This is a genomic window from Vibrio sp. ArtGut-C1, assembly GCF_002105475.1.
GTDB lineage: Bacteria > Pseudomonadota > Gammaproteobacteria > Enterobacterales > Vibrionaceae > Vibrio > Vibrio diabolicus.
In genome coordinates, this window is record NZ_NCTH01000005.1 from 125004 (window position 1) to 144061 (window position 19058).

General features: G+C 45.0%; 13 protein-coding genes. 5 read left to right on the plus strand and 8 right to left on the minus strand.

What is annotated here, in order from left to right:
• Window positions 1–17: 17 nt before the first annotated feature.
• From crl to B7360_RS06380, 4 genes are all read right to left on the minus strand, one after another.
• Window positions 18–407: a sigma factor-binding protein Crl gene (gene crl, locus B7360_RS06365; RefSeq protein WP_005391414.1), complete on the minus strand. Its 390-nt coding sequence runs from the start codon at window positions 405–407 to the stop codon at window positions 18–20.
• Between the two features lie 115 nt (window positions 408–522).
• Window positions 523–1770: an esterase FrsA gene (frsA, locus tag B7360_RS06370; RefSeq protein ID WP_085342989.1), complete on the minus strand. Its 1248-nt coding sequence runs from the start codon at window positions 1768–1770 to the stop codon at window positions 523–525.
• Window positions 1771–1861: 91 nt separating this feature from the next.
• Complete coding sequence (gene tet(34), locus B7360_RS06375; RefSeq protein ID WP_005391418.1) at window positions 1862–2326, minus strand: oxytetracycline resistance phosphoribosyltransferase domain-containing protein Tet(34); 465 nt, start codon at window positions 2324–2326, stop codon at window positions 1862–1864.
• 264 nt (window positions 2327–2590) lie between these two features.
• Window positions 2591–3880: an NCS2 family permease gene (locus B7360_RS06380; RefSeq protein WP_006741838.1), complete on the minus strand. Its 1290-nt coding sequence runs from the start codon at window positions 3878–3880 to the stop codon at window positions 2591–2593.
• A 1025-nt stretch (window positions 3881–4905) separates the two neighbouring features.
• On the opposite strand from B7360_RS06380, the gene B7360_RS06385 reads away from it, so the two are divergent.
• A complete protein-coding gene (locus B7360_RS06385; RefSeq protein ID WP_085342991.1) occupies window positions 4906–6378 on the plus strand; it encodes an aminoacyl-histidine dipeptidase in 1473 nt (490 codons plus the stop codon).
• A gap of 76 nt (window positions 6379–6454) precedes the next feature.
• On the opposite strand, the gene B7360_RS06390 is transcribed toward B7360_RS06385, so the two are convergent.
• Complete coding sequence (locus B7360_RS06390; protein ID WP_005391424.1) at window positions 6455–6994, minus strand: DUF3332 domain-containing protein; 540 nt, start codon at window positions 6992–6994, stop codon at window positions 6455–6457.
• 329 nt (window positions 6995–7323) lie between these two features.
• Here B7360_RS06390 and B7360_RS06395 point away from each other — a divergent pair, with 329 nt between their 5' ends.
• The 3 genes from B7360_RS06395 to B7360_RS06405 all read left to right on the plus strand — a co-directional run bounded on the left by B7360_RS06395 (window position 7324) and on the right by B7360_RS06405 (window position 11401).
• A complete protein-coding gene (locus B7360_RS06395; RefSeq protein WP_005391426.1) occupies window positions 7324–8391 on the plus strand; it encodes a succinylglutamate desuccinylase/aspartoacylase family protein in 1068 nt (355 codons plus the stop codon).
• Window positions 8392–8655: 264 nt separating this feature from the next.
• On the plus strand, window positions 8656–10842 hold the full coding sequence (locus B7360_RS06400; RefSeq protein WP_085342992.1) for a TonB-dependent receptor domain-containing protein: 2187 nt from the start codon (window positions 8656–8658) through the stop codon (window positions 10840–10842).
• Between the two features lie 118 nt (window positions 10843–10960).
• Window positions 10961–11401 (plus strand): DNA-directed RNA polymerase subunit beta, encoded by a 441-nt coding sequence (locus B7360_RS06405; RefSeq protein WP_085342994.1) that lies wholly within the window; start codon window positions 10961–10963, stop codon window positions 11399–11401.
• 90 nt (window positions 11402–11491) lie between these two features.
• Here B7360_RS06405 and B7360_RS06410 read toward each other — a convergent pair whose 3' ends face one another.
• Window positions 11492–11800: a DUF3622 domain-containing protein gene (locus tag B7360_RS06410; RefSeq protein WP_085342996.1), complete on the minus strand. Its 309-nt coding sequence runs from the start codon at window positions 11798–11800 to the stop codon at window positions 11492–11494.
• 294 nt (window positions 11801–12094) lie between these two features.
• Complete coding sequence (gene purL, locus B7360_RS06415) at window positions 12095–15988, minus strand: phosphoribosylformylglycinamidine synthase (RefSeq protein WP_085342998.1); 3894 nt, start codon at window positions 15986–15988, stop codon at window positions 12095–12097.
• Window positions 15989–16287: 299 nt separating this feature from the next.
• Here purL and mltF point away from each other — a divergent pair, with 299 nt between their 5' ends.
• Window positions 16288–17865, plus strand: coding sequence for a membrane-bound lytic murein transglycosylase MltF (gene mltF / locus B7360_RS06420; RefSeq protein WP_085343063.1), 1578 nt, complete (start codon window positions 16288–16290; stop codon window positions 17863–17865).
• A gap of 585 nt (window positions 17866–18450) precedes the next feature.
• Here the strand turns inward: mltF and tadA are convergent.
• Complete coding sequence (gene tadA, locus B7360_RS06425) at window positions 18451–18999, minus strand: tRNA adenosine(34) deaminase TadA (protein ID WP_085343000.1); 549 nt, start codon at window positions 18997–18999, stop codon at window positions 18451–18453.
• Window positions 19000–19058: the final 59 nt, after the last annotated feature.

Genomic DNA, 19058 nt, shown 5'->3' on the forward strand with positions numbered 1-19058 from the left:
AAATGAAAACAACCAAATTAAGCGAAATCGAAAGACTCCGTGTGATATTCGACTTCTAATTTGAAGTGTTCTTCTAAAGTATCAACCAGCTTTTGATGGAATGTGCTCTGCGTCAGATACACTTCCTCTACTGCTTTTTTAGGCAGGGCTTCAGATACCCATTGCCCTTCTTTGTTGTACTTGCCGATATGATATTTGGCAGTAAAGCCTCCTTCGATGGATTCCAAATCCATCCACCAGCCCCAAAATTCACGCTTTTCAGGCGATTTTTTGTCGTCTACACAAACAGATAGACAATCAAAATAATAGCGCCCTTCTTGCGATTGTGGTTCGCGCAGGTAAGGCCCTATCGCCTTCAACTTTGACATCAAGCGAAAGTGAGTCGGGCCCTGAGTCGTCTCTGACATATGAATCTCCGTTTTCATAGTTAAAAGTAAACACCCAAGAATGATTATTATTTTTAATTATCATGAGCTTATTTTTTGCTCAGATATATCACTCTTAACTAATTTAGGAGAATTGTCACCCTAATAATTCATCTTCTAGCCACTTTATGGCTAAATCGAGGGATTGCTCATATCCTTTTGTAATCGTTTTGGAACTGATTTTTTTCGCTCTGCCATACTGGCTAAACAGCGCAACGAGTTGGTTATCACTGTGTGGAGACACCGGATCGCCTTCAAGGCTCAAAGCTAAAATAGGTACTTTGGTTTTTCTACTGCTCAAGAAGCCCTGAACCTTCAATGACCAGGCCATCATCTGGCCCGCCATGCTATTAATATCAACCGCGCTTTTCCCTAAGCGAGAAGCCAACAGATCCAGATACATCTTCGGCATTTTTTGCAGCTTCTCAGGGGAAGTAAAAATATCATGTACGGGTGCGCCAAGGGCTACACAAGCTTTGATCTTCTCTTGCTCAACAAAAGAGAGTCGAATCATGGCATTACCACCAAAACGAAATCCAACTACCCCCACTTTGTGATGATCCACCCAAGGCAATGAATACAGCTCATTTAGTACCGCTTGGTGCAGACAGCTTGAGTTCTCAGTCAAAGGCCAGTGAGAACTGTGCCCTACCGAAGGCATGTCAACCGTCAACATCGCAATATCTCGTGGTGCAAGATGATTGCGGAACAAACGCCACATGTCGGTTTGTAACGTATCGAGACCAGCGCTCACCATCACCACAGGCAGTTGTTTGTCGGTTCTTGGCAAATGAAGGTTCGCGATGATTTTGCGATTTTGGTAAGGCACTTCAATTTGCTTGATGGTGTACTTGGTCTTCTCTGCGCCGTCAGAGTACGCTTTGTTTGCCAGCACTTGAGCCTGCAAGGCCAAATTATCATTCTTCAGATGTGGGTAGCCTGCGATACTAAAACATAGAGATGCAGTGAAGAGTTCATCGGCGGCCTCCTCACCTTGTATTTCATTTGAACGCTTCTGATGCTCCATGCCGAGCTTAATCCACTCAAATGTCCAGTTGCCGTTGTGGTATCCCATTACGGTGTCTAACCAATCATCATTGGTTCGAGAGTGGGAAGAAGAAGCAATTTTAGAAAGCACACCTTCCATCTCTATCGGAGACAACCCTTGCCAAGCCCATTGCAAGCGGCGCAAATGACGATACCAAGCACGATCTCCCTGCGCCTCTCGCTCATCAAGTATTTTTTGACTGGTCGGCATGTACTGGGTAAGCGCAGAGGTTTCTTTTGCTTGCTTATGTTTCACGAACAAAGTTTCGGAAAGATTTTTACTGACGTCTTCAGACATAGGAAGAACCTTAGGCTATTAGCATGAGTTGTTATGATAATAAAAAAAATGCCCCTATACAGGGGCATTTCTCAATATTCTTTAATAGCGTTTATTTTTGCTTGCGGTTTACAGGCTCAGCGTACTGGATTGACATATCCCAAGGTTGTTCAATCCAAGTGTCTTGCGCGATATCTACCACATAATCATCTAGCAACGCTTTGCCTGAAGGTTTCGCACACACAGCGATCATCTTCGCTTTTGGGTACATCTCACGTAGTTTGCGCGCCGTATCGCCACTGTCTACTAGGTCTTCAACGATTAGGTAACCTTCACCATCGCCTTCAGGTGCTTTTAGTACCGTCATATCGCGCTGATGATCATGGTCGTAGCTTGAAATACAGATTGTATCAACGTAACGAATACCCAGTTCACGAGCCAAGATAGCGCCAGGAACCAAACCACCGCGGCTTACCGCCCAAATTCCTTTCCATTGCTCAGCTGGCATTTGTTTTTCAGCCAGTTCACGGCAGTAAGTCTGCATTGCATCCCAAGTGATAATGAATTTTTTACTCATTGTAATAACCTAATAATTTGAAAATATGCATCCTCAAAATCTAGCGAACTCACTCAAAAGCGGAATGCTCACTGACCTCTCCAAAACGTATGGAGATGAGGATTTCAAGCTGCGCAAACGATTATTCTACCGAAACACACCGTTAATACCAACGGTGATATCAAAATTCTCTGCCTATTCCGCAGAAAAACCGTCTTAAGTGAACAACGTGAAAATAGAAAAAGCCAGCGTGAATAAATCCACACTGGCTTTTTGCTCGAGAAATTAACCGACGAGGTATTTGACGATGAAGATGGCAGACATCACCCACACACTCATCGACACTTCACGACCCTTGCCGCTGAATAATTTGATCGCCGAGTACGCGATAAAGCCTAACGTAATACCCTCTGCAATCGAGAACGTTAATGGCATCACCAAACAAGTCACAACAACTGGTGATGCTTCCGTTAGGTCACGCCAATCAATGCTTACCAGTCCAGACAGCATCAAAATCGCGACATAGAACAGAGCGCCCGATGTTGCATAAGCAGGGATCATTCCTGCTAGTGGTGAAAACAATAGAGCAAGTAGGAAGAGCACACCAACAACCACTGCTGTTAGACCAGTACGACCACCAGCCGCCACACCAGAAACACTCTCAATGTAAGATGTGGTGTTTGAGGTACCAAGTAGTGCACCTACTGACGTTGCTGTTGAGTCTGCAAGTAACGCTTTGTTTAAACGCGGGATGTTGCCATTCTCATCCGTGAGGCCTGCTTTTTGAGAAACGCCAACTAGCGTACCTGCGGTATCAAACAAATCGACAAATAGGAAAGCGAACACAACGGAAATCATGCCAACTTCAAACAAGCCAGAGAAATCCAGTTGCATGAAAGTTGGTGCAATGCTTGGTGGCGTAGACATAATGCCGCTCCACTGCACATCACCAAATAGAAGGCCAAGCGCTGTAACACCAAGAATGGCGATCATCACCGCACCTTTCACACCACGGTGAACAAGCGCGATAGTAAGGAAGAAACCAATCGCAGCCAATACAGATGGCAATGATGTGATGTCTCCCATAGAAACTAATGTCGCGGGGTTATCAACGACGATGCCTGCATTTTTTAATGCGATAAACGCTAAGAAAAGACCGATACCGGCTGAAATACCAGTTCGAAGAGAATGCGGTATCGAGTTAATAATCCACTCACGGATCTTAAATATACTCAAAAGAATAAACAGCAGGCCTGAAACAAACACCGCCGCTAACGCAACTTGCCACGTATAGCCCATTCCCAACACAACAGAGTAAGTGAAAAATGCGTTCAGCCCCATTCCTGGTGCTTGTGCAATTGGGTAGTTGGCAACAAATCCCATGATGAAACAGCCGATAGCGGCCGCAAGACAAGTTGCAACAAAAATGGCACCACGGTCCATACCGGTATCCGACAGGATCGCTGGGTTTACAAAAATAATGTAAGCCATGGTTAGGAAGGTGGTAACACCTGCAATGATCTCAGTGCGCACATTTGTGCCATTGTCACTGAGCTTAAAAAGCCTCTCGAGCATGATCGAATCCTGTAAAGGTAAAAAGTAAACGGTTGCGTAATCGATTGGCGGGAATTATAAAGTTATCAAATAGCAAATTCTAGATAGAATCTTCACTCTAATGCGATTTTTTTCTTTGGATATGAAACCCATTCGCTAATTCTTAAAAGCAAAACAGGAAATATATTCTTATAAAACAACAATTAATAATTATCGTTCAGAACCCAACAACAGAATAAAAACTGAACAATGTACTAAACTTTCAAATAGAAACCGGGCGTTTTAAGCGTCATATCTAGGTGGATTTGACGGGAAAGTCGATAAAACTGAAGAACGGAGAATAGAATCCTGCCTTGATGGCAGAAAATGTGTCAGAAAGAGAAAGTGGAGATAAAAAAACGCCACCCAATTTGGGTGGCGGCGAATCATGTCAGCACTATCACTGAAAAAAAATTCCAATTTATAGGGGTGAACAAACTGTTCGAGTCACATGCGTTGACTTCACTTAGTAGCCAAAGCTTGTTGGGTATACAAAGTTGCCGGTGTAAACAGACTTGCTATTCCAGAACATTGTACTTGGTAAACCTTTCATAACTATCACCTTTTAAATCAATTAAACATTCGTTGATTTCTCGGTTCCTTGGAGGCGATAAAACGGACTCATCCTTTGAGCATTTCATTCTTCTCTCAGAAGCTGGTTACAAATATACCACTAAGAAATTTAATTACAAGTATTTTAGTGATTAAAATCACAAAAAATGTACAAATTGACCTTCACCAAAGTTTAAATGTAATTAAATTACAGTTTTGTGAATTAAAAAATAAAGCCACTTTCAGAATGTATGATAAAGAACACATAGTGCCTGTTATTGTGTTCACAAACTGTGACAGTTCTGAGAGAAATCCTTGTGCACGCGACTACTCGTACTCCTTATCTGGTGGTATGCTAAACGGCAATTTGAAGGCCAAATCGTCTAGCATTTAATGCTATCTCGACAATATTTTTACGGTATATATTTGGCAAAGCACATCAAAAGGAGTCCTCCGTGTCTGAGTTCCATTCTGAGATCAGTACCTTATCACCTGCTCCACTTTGGCAGTTTTTCGATAAGATTTGTTCTATCCCTCACCCATCTAAGCATGAAGAAGCATTGGCACAGTACATTATCAACTGGGCAACAGAGCAAGGCTTTGACGTTCGCCGTGATCCAACCGGTAACGTGTTCATCAAAAAGCCCGCGACACCTGGAATGGAAAATAAGAAGGCTGTTGTACTTCAAGCACACATCGACATGGTGCCGCAGAAAAACGAAGACACCGAACACGACTTCACCAAAGATCCAATCCAACCTTACATCGATGGCGAATGGGTAACGGCGAAAGGCACGACGCTTGGTGCAGATAACGGGATTGGTATGGCTTCTTGCCTTGCTGTATTGGCATCTAAAGATATTAAGCACGGTCCACTCGAAGTTCTGCTGACAATTGATGAAGAAGCAGGCATGACTGGCGCATTTGGTCTTGAGACTGGTTGGTTAGAAGGTGAGATCCTTCTAAACACAGACTCTGAACAAGAAGGCGAAGTCTACATGGGTTGCGCCGGTGGTGTTGATGGCACCATGACTTTCGATATTTCTCGAGAAGCAACACCTGCAGGTTTCGTAACACGCCAACTGACGCTGAAAGGCCTAAAAGGTGGTCACTCAGGTTGTGACATTCACACAGGTCGCGGTAATGCCAACAAATTACTTGGTCGTTTCCTCGCGGGTCATGCGCAAGAGCTTGATTTACGTTTGGTAGAATTCCGTGGTGGTAGCTTACGTAATGCAATCCCTCGCGAAGCGTTTGTCACTGTCGCTCTTCCTGCTGAAAACCAAGACAAACTTGCAGGGTTGTTCGATCACTACACTGAGCTGCTTAAAACTGAGTTGGGTAAAGTCGAAACAGGTATCGTAACCTTTAATGAATTGCTCGCTACTGACGCGCAAGTATTTTCAATCGCCGATCAGCAACGCTTCATTGCCGCACTTAACGCTTGTCCAAACGGAGTAATGCGTATGAGTGACGAGGTGGAAGGTGTTGTTGAAACTTCTCTAAACGTTGGTGTGATCAGCACAGAAGAAAATAAAGTCACCGTGCTTTGCTTGATTCGTTCTCTCATTGACTCTGGACGTAGCCAAGTGGAAAGCATGCTGCGCTCGATTACTGAGCTAGCAGGCGCGCAAATTCAGTTCTCAGGTGCTTACCCTGGCTGGAAGCCAGATGCAGATTCCGAGATCATGGCAATTTTCCGTGATATGTATGAAGGCATTTACGGTCATAAGCCGAACATCATGGTCATCCATGCTGGTCTTGAGTGTGGCCTGTTTAAAGAACCATACCCACACATGGATATGGTGTCTTTCGGTCCAACAATTAAATTCCCTCACTCACCAGATGAGAAAGTGAAGATTGATACCGTTCAGCTGTACTGGGACCAAATGGTAGCGCTTCTAGAGGCAATTCCAGAGAAAGCGTAATTCAACCACGAAAAACGACAAAGGGTGCTTTACTGTATACTTAGCGCTGCACCCTTTTTTGTTTGGCTGGACCAAATTACACGCGATTTTGCGTATAAGCAGCTAGCTCATCCATTGAGGTTTGTGCAACGACTTCGCCATCAATGTAGTAAGTGACAAACTCACCATCGCGCACACCCATGAGTGTCGCCTTCTCGCCGTTATTGTAAGTAATATCCATTTGAACAGTATTCTCATCGATTTGCTGCATATGGCCCTGCTCAATAACACGGTTATTCGCTAACGGTGCAATTGGCGCCGTCGTTAACGATTTATCTAACTGGTGGTTTACATCGATGTAAGTATCCATCTTTGTATCGAAGATATGTGGCTTACCATTTAAAGGGTTCTTACCCGTCCAAAACTCTAGAGAGTTAAACACGATGTAGTCCGCTGCGATTGCGACACCATAAACAGGTGCTAAAAGCATGTTTAGACCACCTCGAGCGTAACGGTTATCTACAGCTTTCAAGTTAAACCCCATGACATAACCTGTCACGGCATTACTGCCAACGCAACCTGAAAGTGAAACTGCTACAGCAGTCAATGCACCAATTTTAGCAATTGCCTTTTTCATCAAAACCTCTAGTTAGAAATGTTAGACCTCAAATTCGGCGCGGATATTATCGGATAAAAAGTAGGGTTAAAAGTCCGTTTTTTTGTCCTTCATTATCAGTATTATTTTTAATACAGTCACATTTTTTAAGCCTATGATTGCTCTTCCTTCTGTACCTCTCGTTATGTATTAAACTGATAGAAAAGATCATATTGAAAACAAAAACTTCACACATGCTGAGGTTTCGCGCATGACGATTAAAGTAATTTGTCGTGTCCTTAATGAGAATGATTAGTGCGATTTTGCAGCAATTGTTACATTGCTGATAACGCATTTGACAGAGATGGTTTATGGCCAGAAGTAAAAAAAGCAAAGTGTTTGAGCTCTTAGGGCATCAAATACAACCAGGACAACGATTAGAGATCGAATTTGAAGCAGCGAAGCTATACACACATTCGCCTTTATCTATTCCTGTGGAAATCATCCATGGGAAACAAGAAGGGCCTGTGTTGATGGTGAATGCTGCTATCCATGGTGATGAGCTTAATGGCGTAGAAATCGTTCGTCAGATCATTAACCAACTGGATCCACAAAAACTGAAAGGCACTGTCATTGCAGTACCTATCGTTAACGTTTTTGGTTTCATCCATAAATCACGTTACTTGCCCGATCGACGAGATCTCAACCGTTGTTTTCCTGGCAGTGAAAAAGGCGCGCTTGCATCTCGAATGGCACACGGGTTCTTTAACAACATTGCCAAGCGTTGTGACTACATTTTGGATCTGCACACCGGGGCCATTCACCGCACGAACTTGCCACAGATTCGCGCAAACTTAAGCAACCCAGAAACTCTGCGTATTGCTCAGGCGTTTGCGACGCCAGTGATTGTTGACTCAGCATTGCGTGATGGCTCTTTACGCAGTGAAGCAGAAAAATGTGATATCCCCGTGCTAACCTACGAGGCTGGCGAAGCATTGCGTTTTGATCCACTTTCGATCAGCGCTGGTGTACTCGGGGTTCGGCGCGTAATGCAAGCCATTGGTATGTTGCGTGCGAGCAGGAAAAAGCTGCCAGAGCCTATCATAGCGAAGTCCACCAGCTGGGTTCGTGCGTCAGGTAACGGTATTTTGCGTACTGTCGTTAATCTGGGAGACAAAGTGGAACAGGGTGAAACGCTCGCCTATATCAGCTCTCCTCTTGGACATGATGAGGTAGAGCTCAAAGCGCCTAAGCGTGGCTTGGTGATCGGTCAACAAACTTTGCCACTGGTTAATGAAGGCGATGCGATCTTCCACCTTGCTTACTTCAACCAAGGTGATGATTCGGTAGAACAAGCCGTTGAAAGTTACATTGAAGGACTGACCGAGTTCGATGTCGAGCCACTGACTACCGGACAGATCCCGTTAGAAACTCAGTAATTCCTACCAAGTACGCACTTGATTAGCTCGAAAGGAGCAACAGTGCTCGCACCATTTTGTTTAAAAGCCAATGAGCTCAGCGTCCATGATGCTGGGCTTTTTGTTTTCTGTAAGCTAACGATACTCATCGTAGTTTCCACGAATGGATAAAAAACTTTACAAGCCATCGCAAAAACGCATTTGATAATTAATCTCATTATCATTTATTAATCGTAATAATGTTCTTATAATCCGAGCTTCATAAAAACACTATAAATCATCAATATGAAACGATTAAAAAGTCATCCATTCAAAGTAAATCTCATTTCACTGACTTTGCTCTTCCCTCTTTATTCATATGCCGAGACAACGCCAAATGAAGAGCTCGAAGTCATCGGCGTGCGTTATGCCAAACCCATCACCGTTGCTGAGCCTGCGCAAACCACCATTAATTGGTCAGAGATTGAAGAGCAACAGTACTCCAATTTTGCCTCAATGATCGATGCCGTTCCGGGCGCATCATTAGATGGCGGCGGCCGTTCCGGCGGCGAACGTATTAATATTCGTGGTTTTGATGATCCAAGCGATATCGCCGTATTTGTCGATGGCGCTCCCATTGGCTTTCAACAATACCGCTACGGAACTTTCTTTTTTGATCCGTTCTTGATTGGTGAAGCAGAAATTATCAAGGGCGCGCACGACTATCGAGCACTCAACGGAAAGTTTGGTGGCTCAATTCGTATTAAAACCAAGAGTGTCGATGACCTACTGTACGGCAATAGAAACTTTGGTGCTCGCATCTCAAGTGCATATAACACCAACGGCGATGAGAATGCCTACACGCTAACACTCTATGGTAAAAACGATGCTGGTTTTTATTTTCTAGCGAATGGCTCTGTAAAAGATTCTGATGACATTAAAGTCGGTGGTGGTGAAACGCTGGATTACTCAGGTTACGAGCAAGAAAACATGCTCGTAAAAGTCGGTTATGAAAACAACGATCACGAGTTTGAAATTAGCCACACTCGCTACAAAGATGAAGGTCGTAAACCTTGGGCTAACCGCCGCGGAAAAATGCCTAACATCACTGAGTACAACATCAAGAAATACGGATCATTAGAAAAAGCCAAATACGCATACACCGTCGATAATAAATACACGGATAACACCACGACCATCTCTTACCACTACATGCCGACTAACCCGTATATTGATTTCAATATCAAAATGGCACGTTCTGAAAACGATCGTCACTGGGTTCGCCCTGACGTAGCATTCGAGAAAATGTTCGTTTCTGTTGGCAGTTACGGTCATGAGTCATGGCTGAGTTACGAGCGTGACTACGTTGATGTGTTTAACCAAGCGCAGTTCGGAGACCACACTCTAGTGACAGGGCTTCAATATCAAAAAACCGATAGAGACTCGTTAGTATTCAACGCATCATACGACAGTAATGAAGCAAAAAACTACGGTTGGTACACCCCTTACTACGAACCATCTGGCACTCAGTCAATTTATGCGGCTTACATTGCTGATCACTATCAAGCAACAGACCGTCTAACCATCACACCTTCTCTGCGTTACGAATACATCAAGAGTGAAGGAAAAGGGAACGCCGCGCCGGATTATAATGATCCAGCCGCCGGACATGACTACGGTGAAACGACGCATAAAGGCTTTAGCCCACGTTTGGATATCGACTTTAATGCGACCAATAATACGCGTTTAAACGCCTCCTACGCCTACGCTTTAAAAGCACCAACCGTTGATAACATCTACTCAGTGCAATATGCACGAGCTACCGCTACGGCTACTGCTTTGAATCTGGACGTGTCTCGTATCCATGCTTATCAAGCAAGCGTTATCAACTTAACGGAAGGGCTGGTGAATACTCGCGATAACCTCGCAACAGAGTTAACTTTATTCTATAACGATGTTAGCGACACGGTTGATATACGAACGGGCGAAAACCTCGACACAAATACTACTGAGTTACAAAGCTGGAATACAAACCTAGATGGCTTTAAAAACTACGGCTTTGAGCTAATTTCACAATACCGGATTGAAGATTTCTACAGTAATTTCTCAGCAAGTTACATTCGCGGCAAAAACAAAGGCAGTTTATCTGACTCTACAGGTTCAGATGATGATCACCCTGATGTGCCACCATTAAACATTAATCTGGGTTTAGGTTACGAATGGATTCCGGGTTTACGTACGGGCTGGGAAGTCCGTTGGTATGATGCGCAAACCAAAACCAAGGCAAGTGGCAACAATTTAAAAGTGAAATCGCCAAGTGAGCAATACACGCTACAAAACGCTTACGTGGTTTGGGAAATACAACAAGTCGAAGGCTTGAGTGTTGGCGCAGTTGTGAAAAACTTAACCGATCGTTACTACGAAGCATACCTATCTAATGGCGTGCCTTCGCCTGGTCGTGAAGTCAAACTGCACCTCACTTATCAATACTAACCATACCTAAAAGATGCAGGGCAGACATTAACTGCCCTGTTATATCGTATCCAATGGCTATAATTGCACGCCGTTTTATTTATCAGTATTATCATTTCCTTTTGCTTGTATACACATTATGAACAATCTAAAAACACGGCTTCTTCTGATTTGCTTCTTCCCTGTAGGTAGCCTAGCGCAAGCTTCTGAGAACATTGCAGACTACTTACAAGAACAAAGCAAGCACCAAGTTTCAGAAGATTTTTACGCACAGCCAACAGCAAATAACCTGAATCTAGATGCAAAAACTAACTCTTTAACTTGGCACGAAGATGGTAAGCCGGATCACTGTCGTTACGCCAAGCAGCCCAAAGACGTCGCAACGCATTTCGACTACGGTGAAGCAAACGATCTATCTGACGGATTGCAACACTTTGATTTACCAGAGAGGCACTCGGCAAAGGGTAAGTCAACACATCGCACTTATGCTAATAACCCTCACCTTCTTCCTGGCAATAAACAATTTGCAGCCCCTGAAGACGGTACGTTTAGTCTGTCAGTATCCTCGGATTGTTTTTAAGTCGATACAATAAAAAATGCCCTGAGACAAAGCTCAGGGCATTTTCACTTTTTGTTTGATGGGTGACGTCACCATCTCACCGACTTGAATCTATTCTTCGTCAGCGTCTACTTCAGCGTCACGTGCTTTGTGGGCTTCTTCTTTACGAACTTTTGCCGCTAGTTGTTCTGCTTCACGCTCTTGACGTTGCGCTGCTTTACGCTCGTTACGAACCACTTGGTTTTGGATAAAACCAGCCAGTTCTTGTTCAGCCCAAGCTTGTGCTTTCTCTTCGCTGTCAAAGCCAGTTTCACGCTTTGATACTACAGTCTTACGAGATGTCACTTGGCGAGTGATTTCTGCGCTCCAGCCGTTACGTTTTTCAGTGACGCGGATAGCAAATTTTGGATTCTTAGACATTTCTTTCATTTCCTAAGGGATTTAGGGATCAATCAGGGATTCGGTCAACTTGATAACTCCATCTAAGCTGAGCTGTTTAACACCATCCCTTGGTAAGCGCGGTATTAGAGCATAAAAGTAATCTAAACGCTGCAAGTTTTTTACGCGAGATAATAGATGACAAAGAAGAGGCCGAACAAAGCAACGTTTCGCCAAGTCACTAGAAAGAGCGGCGAAGAAAAAGAGTGATAAGAAAAAAGAAAGCGCTGGTCTCTCAACCAACGCTTTACTTAAGCTAGATTAACCTTTGGTTAATTAACCGATATTCTTACGGGCATTTTGGAACATACGCATCCAAGCACCATTTTCACCCCAACCTTCCGGAGCCCAAGAGTTTGCAACTGTGCGGAATACGCGCTCTGGGTGAGGCATCATGATAGTCACGCGACCATCTGCTGTTGTTAAGCCAGTAATCGCGTTTGGCGAACCGTTCGGGTTGTTCGGGTATTGTTGTGTTGGGTTACCGAGGTTATCCACGTAACGAACCGTAACCGTACCTGATGCTTCAATCGCTGCTAGGTGCTCTTCATCACGTACTTCTACACGCCCTTCACCGTGGGAAACCGCGATTGGCATGCGCGAACCAGCCATTCCGTCGAAGAATACAGAATCAGATTTCTGAACTTCAACTAGGCTAAAGCGCGCTTCAAAACGCTCAGATTCGTTACGAACAAAACGTGGCCACAAGTCTGCACCCGGGATAAGTTCTTTCAGGTTAGAAAGCATCTGACAACCGTTACATACACCTAAAGAGAACGTCTCTTTACGGTTGAAGAAGGCTTGGAACTGTTCACGGGCTTGTGCGTTAAACAGGATAGACTTAGCCCAACCCTCACCCGCACCTAGTACGTCGCCGTAAGAGAAGCCACCACAAGCTACTAGGCCATGGTATTCATCCAGTACCGCTTGACCCGTTAGGATATCGCTCATATGGATGTCGGTTGCCTCAAAGCCTGCGCGGTCAAACGCTGCTGCCATTTCGACGTGGGAGTTAACACCCTGCTCACGTAGAATCGCCATCTTAGGTTTAGCACCTTTCGCAATGTACGGTGCTGCAACGTCTTCATTTACGTCGAAGCTGAGCTTAACGTTTAGACCCGGGTCAGAGTTGTCTTTCTTAGCTTCGTGCTCTTGGTCAGCACACGCTGGGTTATCACGTAGCGCCTGCATCTTATGCGTTGTTTCAGCCCAGATAACACGTAGTTCGGTACGTGAACGTTCAAGCACAACCGCATCACCAGAAGTGATAATAAAGTCGTCTGAAGCGTTAACTGAACCAATCACATGTGAACATGCCTCTAAGCCGTTTGCCGCCAGAGTAGATAGAACTGAATCCAGATCATCATTCTTAACTTGAACAACCGCACCTAGCTCTTCGTTAAATAGAACGGCTAGCGCATCATCACCCAGCTCTGCGATGTTCGCTTTTACGCCACAATGACCCGCGAACGCCATCTCAGCCAGTGTAACAAACAGACCACCGTCGCCTTTATCGTGGTAAGCCACTAGCTTGTCATCACGTACTAACGCTTGCATTGCATCAAAGAAGCCTTTTAGCTGCTCAGCGTTATCTACGTCAGCAGGTTTGTCACCCAGCTGTTTGTATACTTGTGCCAATGCTGTCGCACCTAAGCGGTTTTTGCCGTTACCCAAGTCAACAAGAACTAGAGAAGTATCGCCTTTGTCAGTGCGTAGTTGTGGAGTCACGGTCTTACGTACGTCTTCCACACGACCAAATGCCGTGATAACTAGAGACAGTGGAGAAGTGACTTCTTTACTCTCGCCGTTCTCTTCCCACTTGGTTTTCATCGACATGGAGTCTTTACCAACTGGGATCGTCAAACCTAATGCAGGACAGAGCTCTTCACCCACCGCTTTGACTGCTTCATAAAGACCTGCATCTTCACCTGGGTGACCCGCTGGCGACATCCAGTTCGCAGACAGTTTAATGTGTTTAATATCACCGATGTCTGTTGCCGCAATGTTCGTTAGTGACTCACCAACAGCTAGGCGAGCCGATGCACCAAAGTCTAGTAATGCCACTGGCGTGCGCTCACCCATCGACATTGCTTCGCCGTGGTAAGTGTCATAGCTTGCCGCTGTTACTGCACAGTTTGCTACTGGTACCTGCCAAGGACCAACCATTTGATCACGAGCAACCAGACCCGTTACTGTTCGGTCACCGATAGTAATTAGGAATGTTTTTTCTGCAACCGCTGGAAGACGAAGTACGCGATCCACCGCTTCATTAAGCTCAATACCATCACGAACAATGGCAGGGCTTTCCACCTTTAGTGTGGTTGCGTCGCGGTGCATCTTCGGTGGCTTACCAAGCAGGATATCCATTGGCATATCGATTGGCGTATTGTCGAAGTGAGAATCTTCTAGCGTTAGATGACGCTCTTCTGTCGCCACACCCACCACTGCATATGGTGCGCGTTCACGCTTACAGATTGCATCGAATGATTCCATGTTTTCTGGCGCTACCGCAAGAACGTAACGTTCCTGTGATTCATTACACCAAATTTCTAGCGGACTCATGCCCGGCTCATCGTTTGGTACATCGCGTAATTGGAACTTACCGCCACGCTCACCGTCGTCGACAAGTTCAGGCAATGCGTTAGAGATACCGCCCGCACCCACATCGTGGATAAATGCGATTGGGTTGTCGTCGCCTAGCTGCCAACAACGGTCGATCACTTCCTGACAGCGACGCTCCATCTCTGGGTTTTCACGCTGTACTGAAGCAAAGTCCAGATCTTCTGCTGACTGACCAGACGCCATTGAAGACGCCGCGCCACCACCAAGACCGATGTTCATTGCCGGACCACCAAGTACGATTAAGCTCGCCCCCACTGGAATTTCTTTCTTCTGCACGTGTTCGTCACGAATGTTACCCATACCACCAGCAATCATGATTGGTTTGTGGTAACCACGGATTTCTTCACCCGCGTGAGAGGTCACTTTTTCTTCGTAAGTACGGAAGTAACCTAATAGATTTGGACGACCAAATTCGTTGTTGAATGCCGCGCCGCCTAGAGGACCTTCAAGCATGATGTCTAGCGCGTTAACAATACGACCTGGCTTTCCAAAGGCGGTTTCCCATGGCTGTTCAAAACCAGGAATACGTAAGTTAGAGGTTGTAAAACCAACCAGACCCGCTTTTGGCTTACCGCCGATACCCGTCGCGCCTTCGTCACGGATCTCACCGCCTGAACCAGTCGATGCGCCCGGCCATGGAGAGATTGCCGTTGGGTGGTTGTGCGTCTCTACCTTCATCAAGATGTGTGCATCTTCATGGTGGTAAGTGTATTGACGAGATTTAGGGTCTGGGAAGAAACGACCCGCTTTAGAGCCCGTCATAACGGCCGCGTTGTCTTTGTATGCAGACAGCACATAGTCAGGTGTCGTTTCGAACGTGTTTTTGATCATTTTGAACAGAGACTTAGGTTGATCTACCCCGTCGATAGTCCAATCTGCGTTAAAAATTTTGTGGCGACAGTGCTCTGAGTTCGCCTGAGCAAACATCATCAGTTCAATGTCGTTTGGGTTACGCCCAAGCTTAGTAAAGTTCTCTACCAAGTAATCAATTTCATCTTCTGCGAGTGCCAAGCCTAGGGAAACGTTTGCTTCTTCAAGCGCAAGACGACCGCCCGCTAAGATATCAACATGCGCCACTGGCTTAGGCTCTGCGACTGTAAACAGCGCTGACGCAGCTTCAAATTCTGTAAATACCGTTTCCATCATGCGGTCATGAATTAATGCTTTGACAGCGCCAACTTGAGCTTCTGATAGAACAACTGAAGATTCGACATAATAAGCCGTACCGCGCTCTAGACGTTTCACTTTATCCAAGCCACAGTTAACAGCGATATCGGTAGATTTAGAAGACCAAGGCGAGATAGTGCCTGGACGAGGCGTAACAAGAAGTAGAAGACCTTCTGGCTCATGCTCTTCGATGGTTGGGCCGTAAGTTAGTAACTTTTCAAGTTTTTCTAACTCTTGGTCATCAAGGTCAGACTTTAGATCGGCAAAGTGCATAAACTCGGCATAAATGCCAGTTACAGGCAGATCTTGTTCACGACAAAGTTCCAGTAGTTTATTAACACGAAACTCAGAAAGAGCTGGGGAGCCACGCAAAATTCTCATGTGCTTAGGTCTCTTATGCAATTGATTAAGGTGATATTGGAATAAATTCAGACACTTAAAATAAGCCCTGTCGAACCTATGCCGATTCCACCTCGTCATTGCGAGCGCATTATATAGCAATTGTTTTTGTGATGTAACATCAAAGGCAACCGTTTGCGTCATTTTTTTTGTCAAATTTGAATTACGACTAAAATGTCGATAAAACACACAATGTCACGCTATAAGTGTGTGATTCACTTTGCCCCATGAGCTCGCTTTGATATAAAGGCAAATAGAAATTTCCTAAGATGTACCTATTAATGCAAATAAGCCAGCTCAACCGACTCAAGCGCAGCGCCCTAATTTTTGTTTCTGTGCTACTACTCTCTGCCTGCCAGATTGAGTCGGAACCCAAAAGTGAATTCGAAAAAATTCAGGAACGTGGCGTGCTTCGTGTTGGCACGCTAAACAATCAGCTTTCCTATTATATTGGTCCCGATGGTCCCGCTGGGTTGGATTACGAATTGGCGCGTCAGTTTGCGGAGCAGCTCGGCGTCAAGCTCGAGATTAAACCTGCCTTTCGCCAAGCCGAGCTTTTTCCTGCTCTTAAGAAAGGAGATATTGATCTCATCGCTACGGGCTTAAATCAAACGTCACAAGCGGTAAAACGCTTTAGACCGGGCCCTGCTTATTATTATGTAAGCCAACAAGTTGTGTATAAAAAGGGGCAACTTCGACCACGTGATATCGAACAGCTGATTGAATACCAAGCATCGAAAGACAGCGAATCTGACGAAGATACAAATGCAGGCGCGCAAACATTAAAGATCGTCGAACAATCGCAATATGTTCCGACCCTAACCGCATTAAAGAAGAAATACCCAGAGCTGCAGTTTGAAATTGTTGGCGATGCTGACACGAGAGACTTACTTAAATACGTATCCACTGGTGAGTTGCGTTTTACTGTGACTGACTCTGTGGAACTTTCCCTAGCTCAGCGCCTTTACCCCGATCTTGCGCTCGCGTTTGAACTTACAGAAGATCAACCAGTATCGTGGTTTACTCGACGCTCTGAAGACGAAAGTTTGTATGCGATGCTGATAGAGTTTTTCGGTAACATTAAACAATCAGGAGAACTGTCCACTCTCGAAGAGAAGTACATTGGTCATATTGAAGCATTTGACTACGTTGATACTCGCGCATTCATTCGAGCTCTGGATGACAAATTGCCTAAGTGGGCACCTTTATTCCAAAAGTACAGCGAAGAGTTCGACTGGCGCTTAATTGCAGCATTGGCGTATCAAGAATCACACTGGAAGCCAGCGGCAAAATCGCCAACAGGTGTTAGAGGGATGATGATGCTTACTCTGCCAACAGCGAAAAGCGTCGGGGTAACAAATCGTTTAGACCCTGAGCAATCTGTTCGTGGTGGTGTCGAGTACTTACGTCGCATTGTAGGTCGCGTGCCTGATAGCATCAACGAGCATGAAAAAATATGGTTTGCCCTGGCTTCATACAACATTGGCTACGGCCACATGATGGACGCACGGCGACTTACTAAAGCGCAAGGTGGCGATCCAAACGCTTGGGCAGATGTAAAAGACAGATTGCCTTTACTGCGTCAGAAGCGTTACTACAGTCAAACTCGCTATGGGTACGCCAGAGGTGATGAAGCGCGTAATTACGTAGAAAATATTCGACGTTATTATCAATCCATCATTGGTCATGTCAGCCAAAGACCAGCGATTGATGAGAATAGCGATGACTTGCAAGTTATCCCGCCGCTCAACCCTGACATTTTGATATCAGGAGCAGTAGAGACCGTTGTAGAGCAAATATCTGGCGCTTCTGACGTCACGGTTGAAGAAGACACCGAACAAGAAAGCCTTGAAGAATAGACCCGCTGTAAACTAAAAAATGACGAGCCCATGAGCTCGTCATTTTTGTTGAGTCCTAGCGAAAACTTATCTAGAATCCAAGACTCTGAGTGACACCAACCACACTCAACCATTCCTTTGGTTGGTCGCCTTTTTTCACCGTTAGTTAAACTGATTGCTTTGTAACAGATTGCTTCGTAACCACATGGTTTAGCTCACTGATGAAGCGGCGCTATCGGCTACGCTCTGCCGAAATAACGTCACTCCTATTATTAAGCATCGTATTGAAATTATTTGCTTGCTCTGTGCAATGCAGGAGTCAAATGAAGAACGTTTAAACCATACAATGTTTAGTGCGATTATCGAGCCTATTGTAAAGCATCGATGAACCGCTATTTACTGGTATAAGTCTTGTCTGCAGGAGGTTTTGAATATGAGAAGACGTAGAGTGCAGTCAAAGCGTTTAAATAACACAGTAGCTGCTATCCGACGTAAACGTAAACTGACATGTATGAAAAAGAAAGTAAGTTCACGTAATCGTGTTTTTGTACACTTAGTCAATCACTAGTATGTTCAGGCAAACATCTACCCGGTTGTAGATGTTTGCTAACTCTCACTATTTCCATAATTTTGTCCACTCTCTCCATTTTCTAATGCTTTTTGTGCTTGTTTCTTCGCTTTAATTTCCTTACGGCGACGCTTAAAAAACGCTTGTAGCTGAGTGCGGCACTCATCTTCTAGCAGCCCCTTTTCAACTAAGGCGTAATGGTAAGCAGCTTGGCTTTCAAACAAATTAAGCACTGTTCCTGCTGCTCCCGCTTTTAAGTCTGGCGCTCCAAAAACGACCCGCTTAACGCGGCTATGCAATAAGGCTCCGGCACACATTGGACATGGCTCAAGTGTTACATACAAAGTCGTATCCAGAAGGCGGTAATTTTCTAGCTTTTGGCCGGCTTTACGCAGTGTTTGGATCTCAGCATGTGCGGTAGCGTCATTAGTACCAATAGAGCGATTCCACCCCTCAGCGATAATTTCACCATCTTTGACAAGCACTGCGCCGACAGGTACTTCCCCCTCAGCTTCTGCTTGCTCAGCAAGCATCATCGCTCTGCGCATAAACAATTCATCTTGAGGGGAAAACGGATGGTTAGACAAAGGAAGCTCCAAAGAAACAAAAAACGATTGAAGTCAGGAATTTTATCACCAACTTCGGT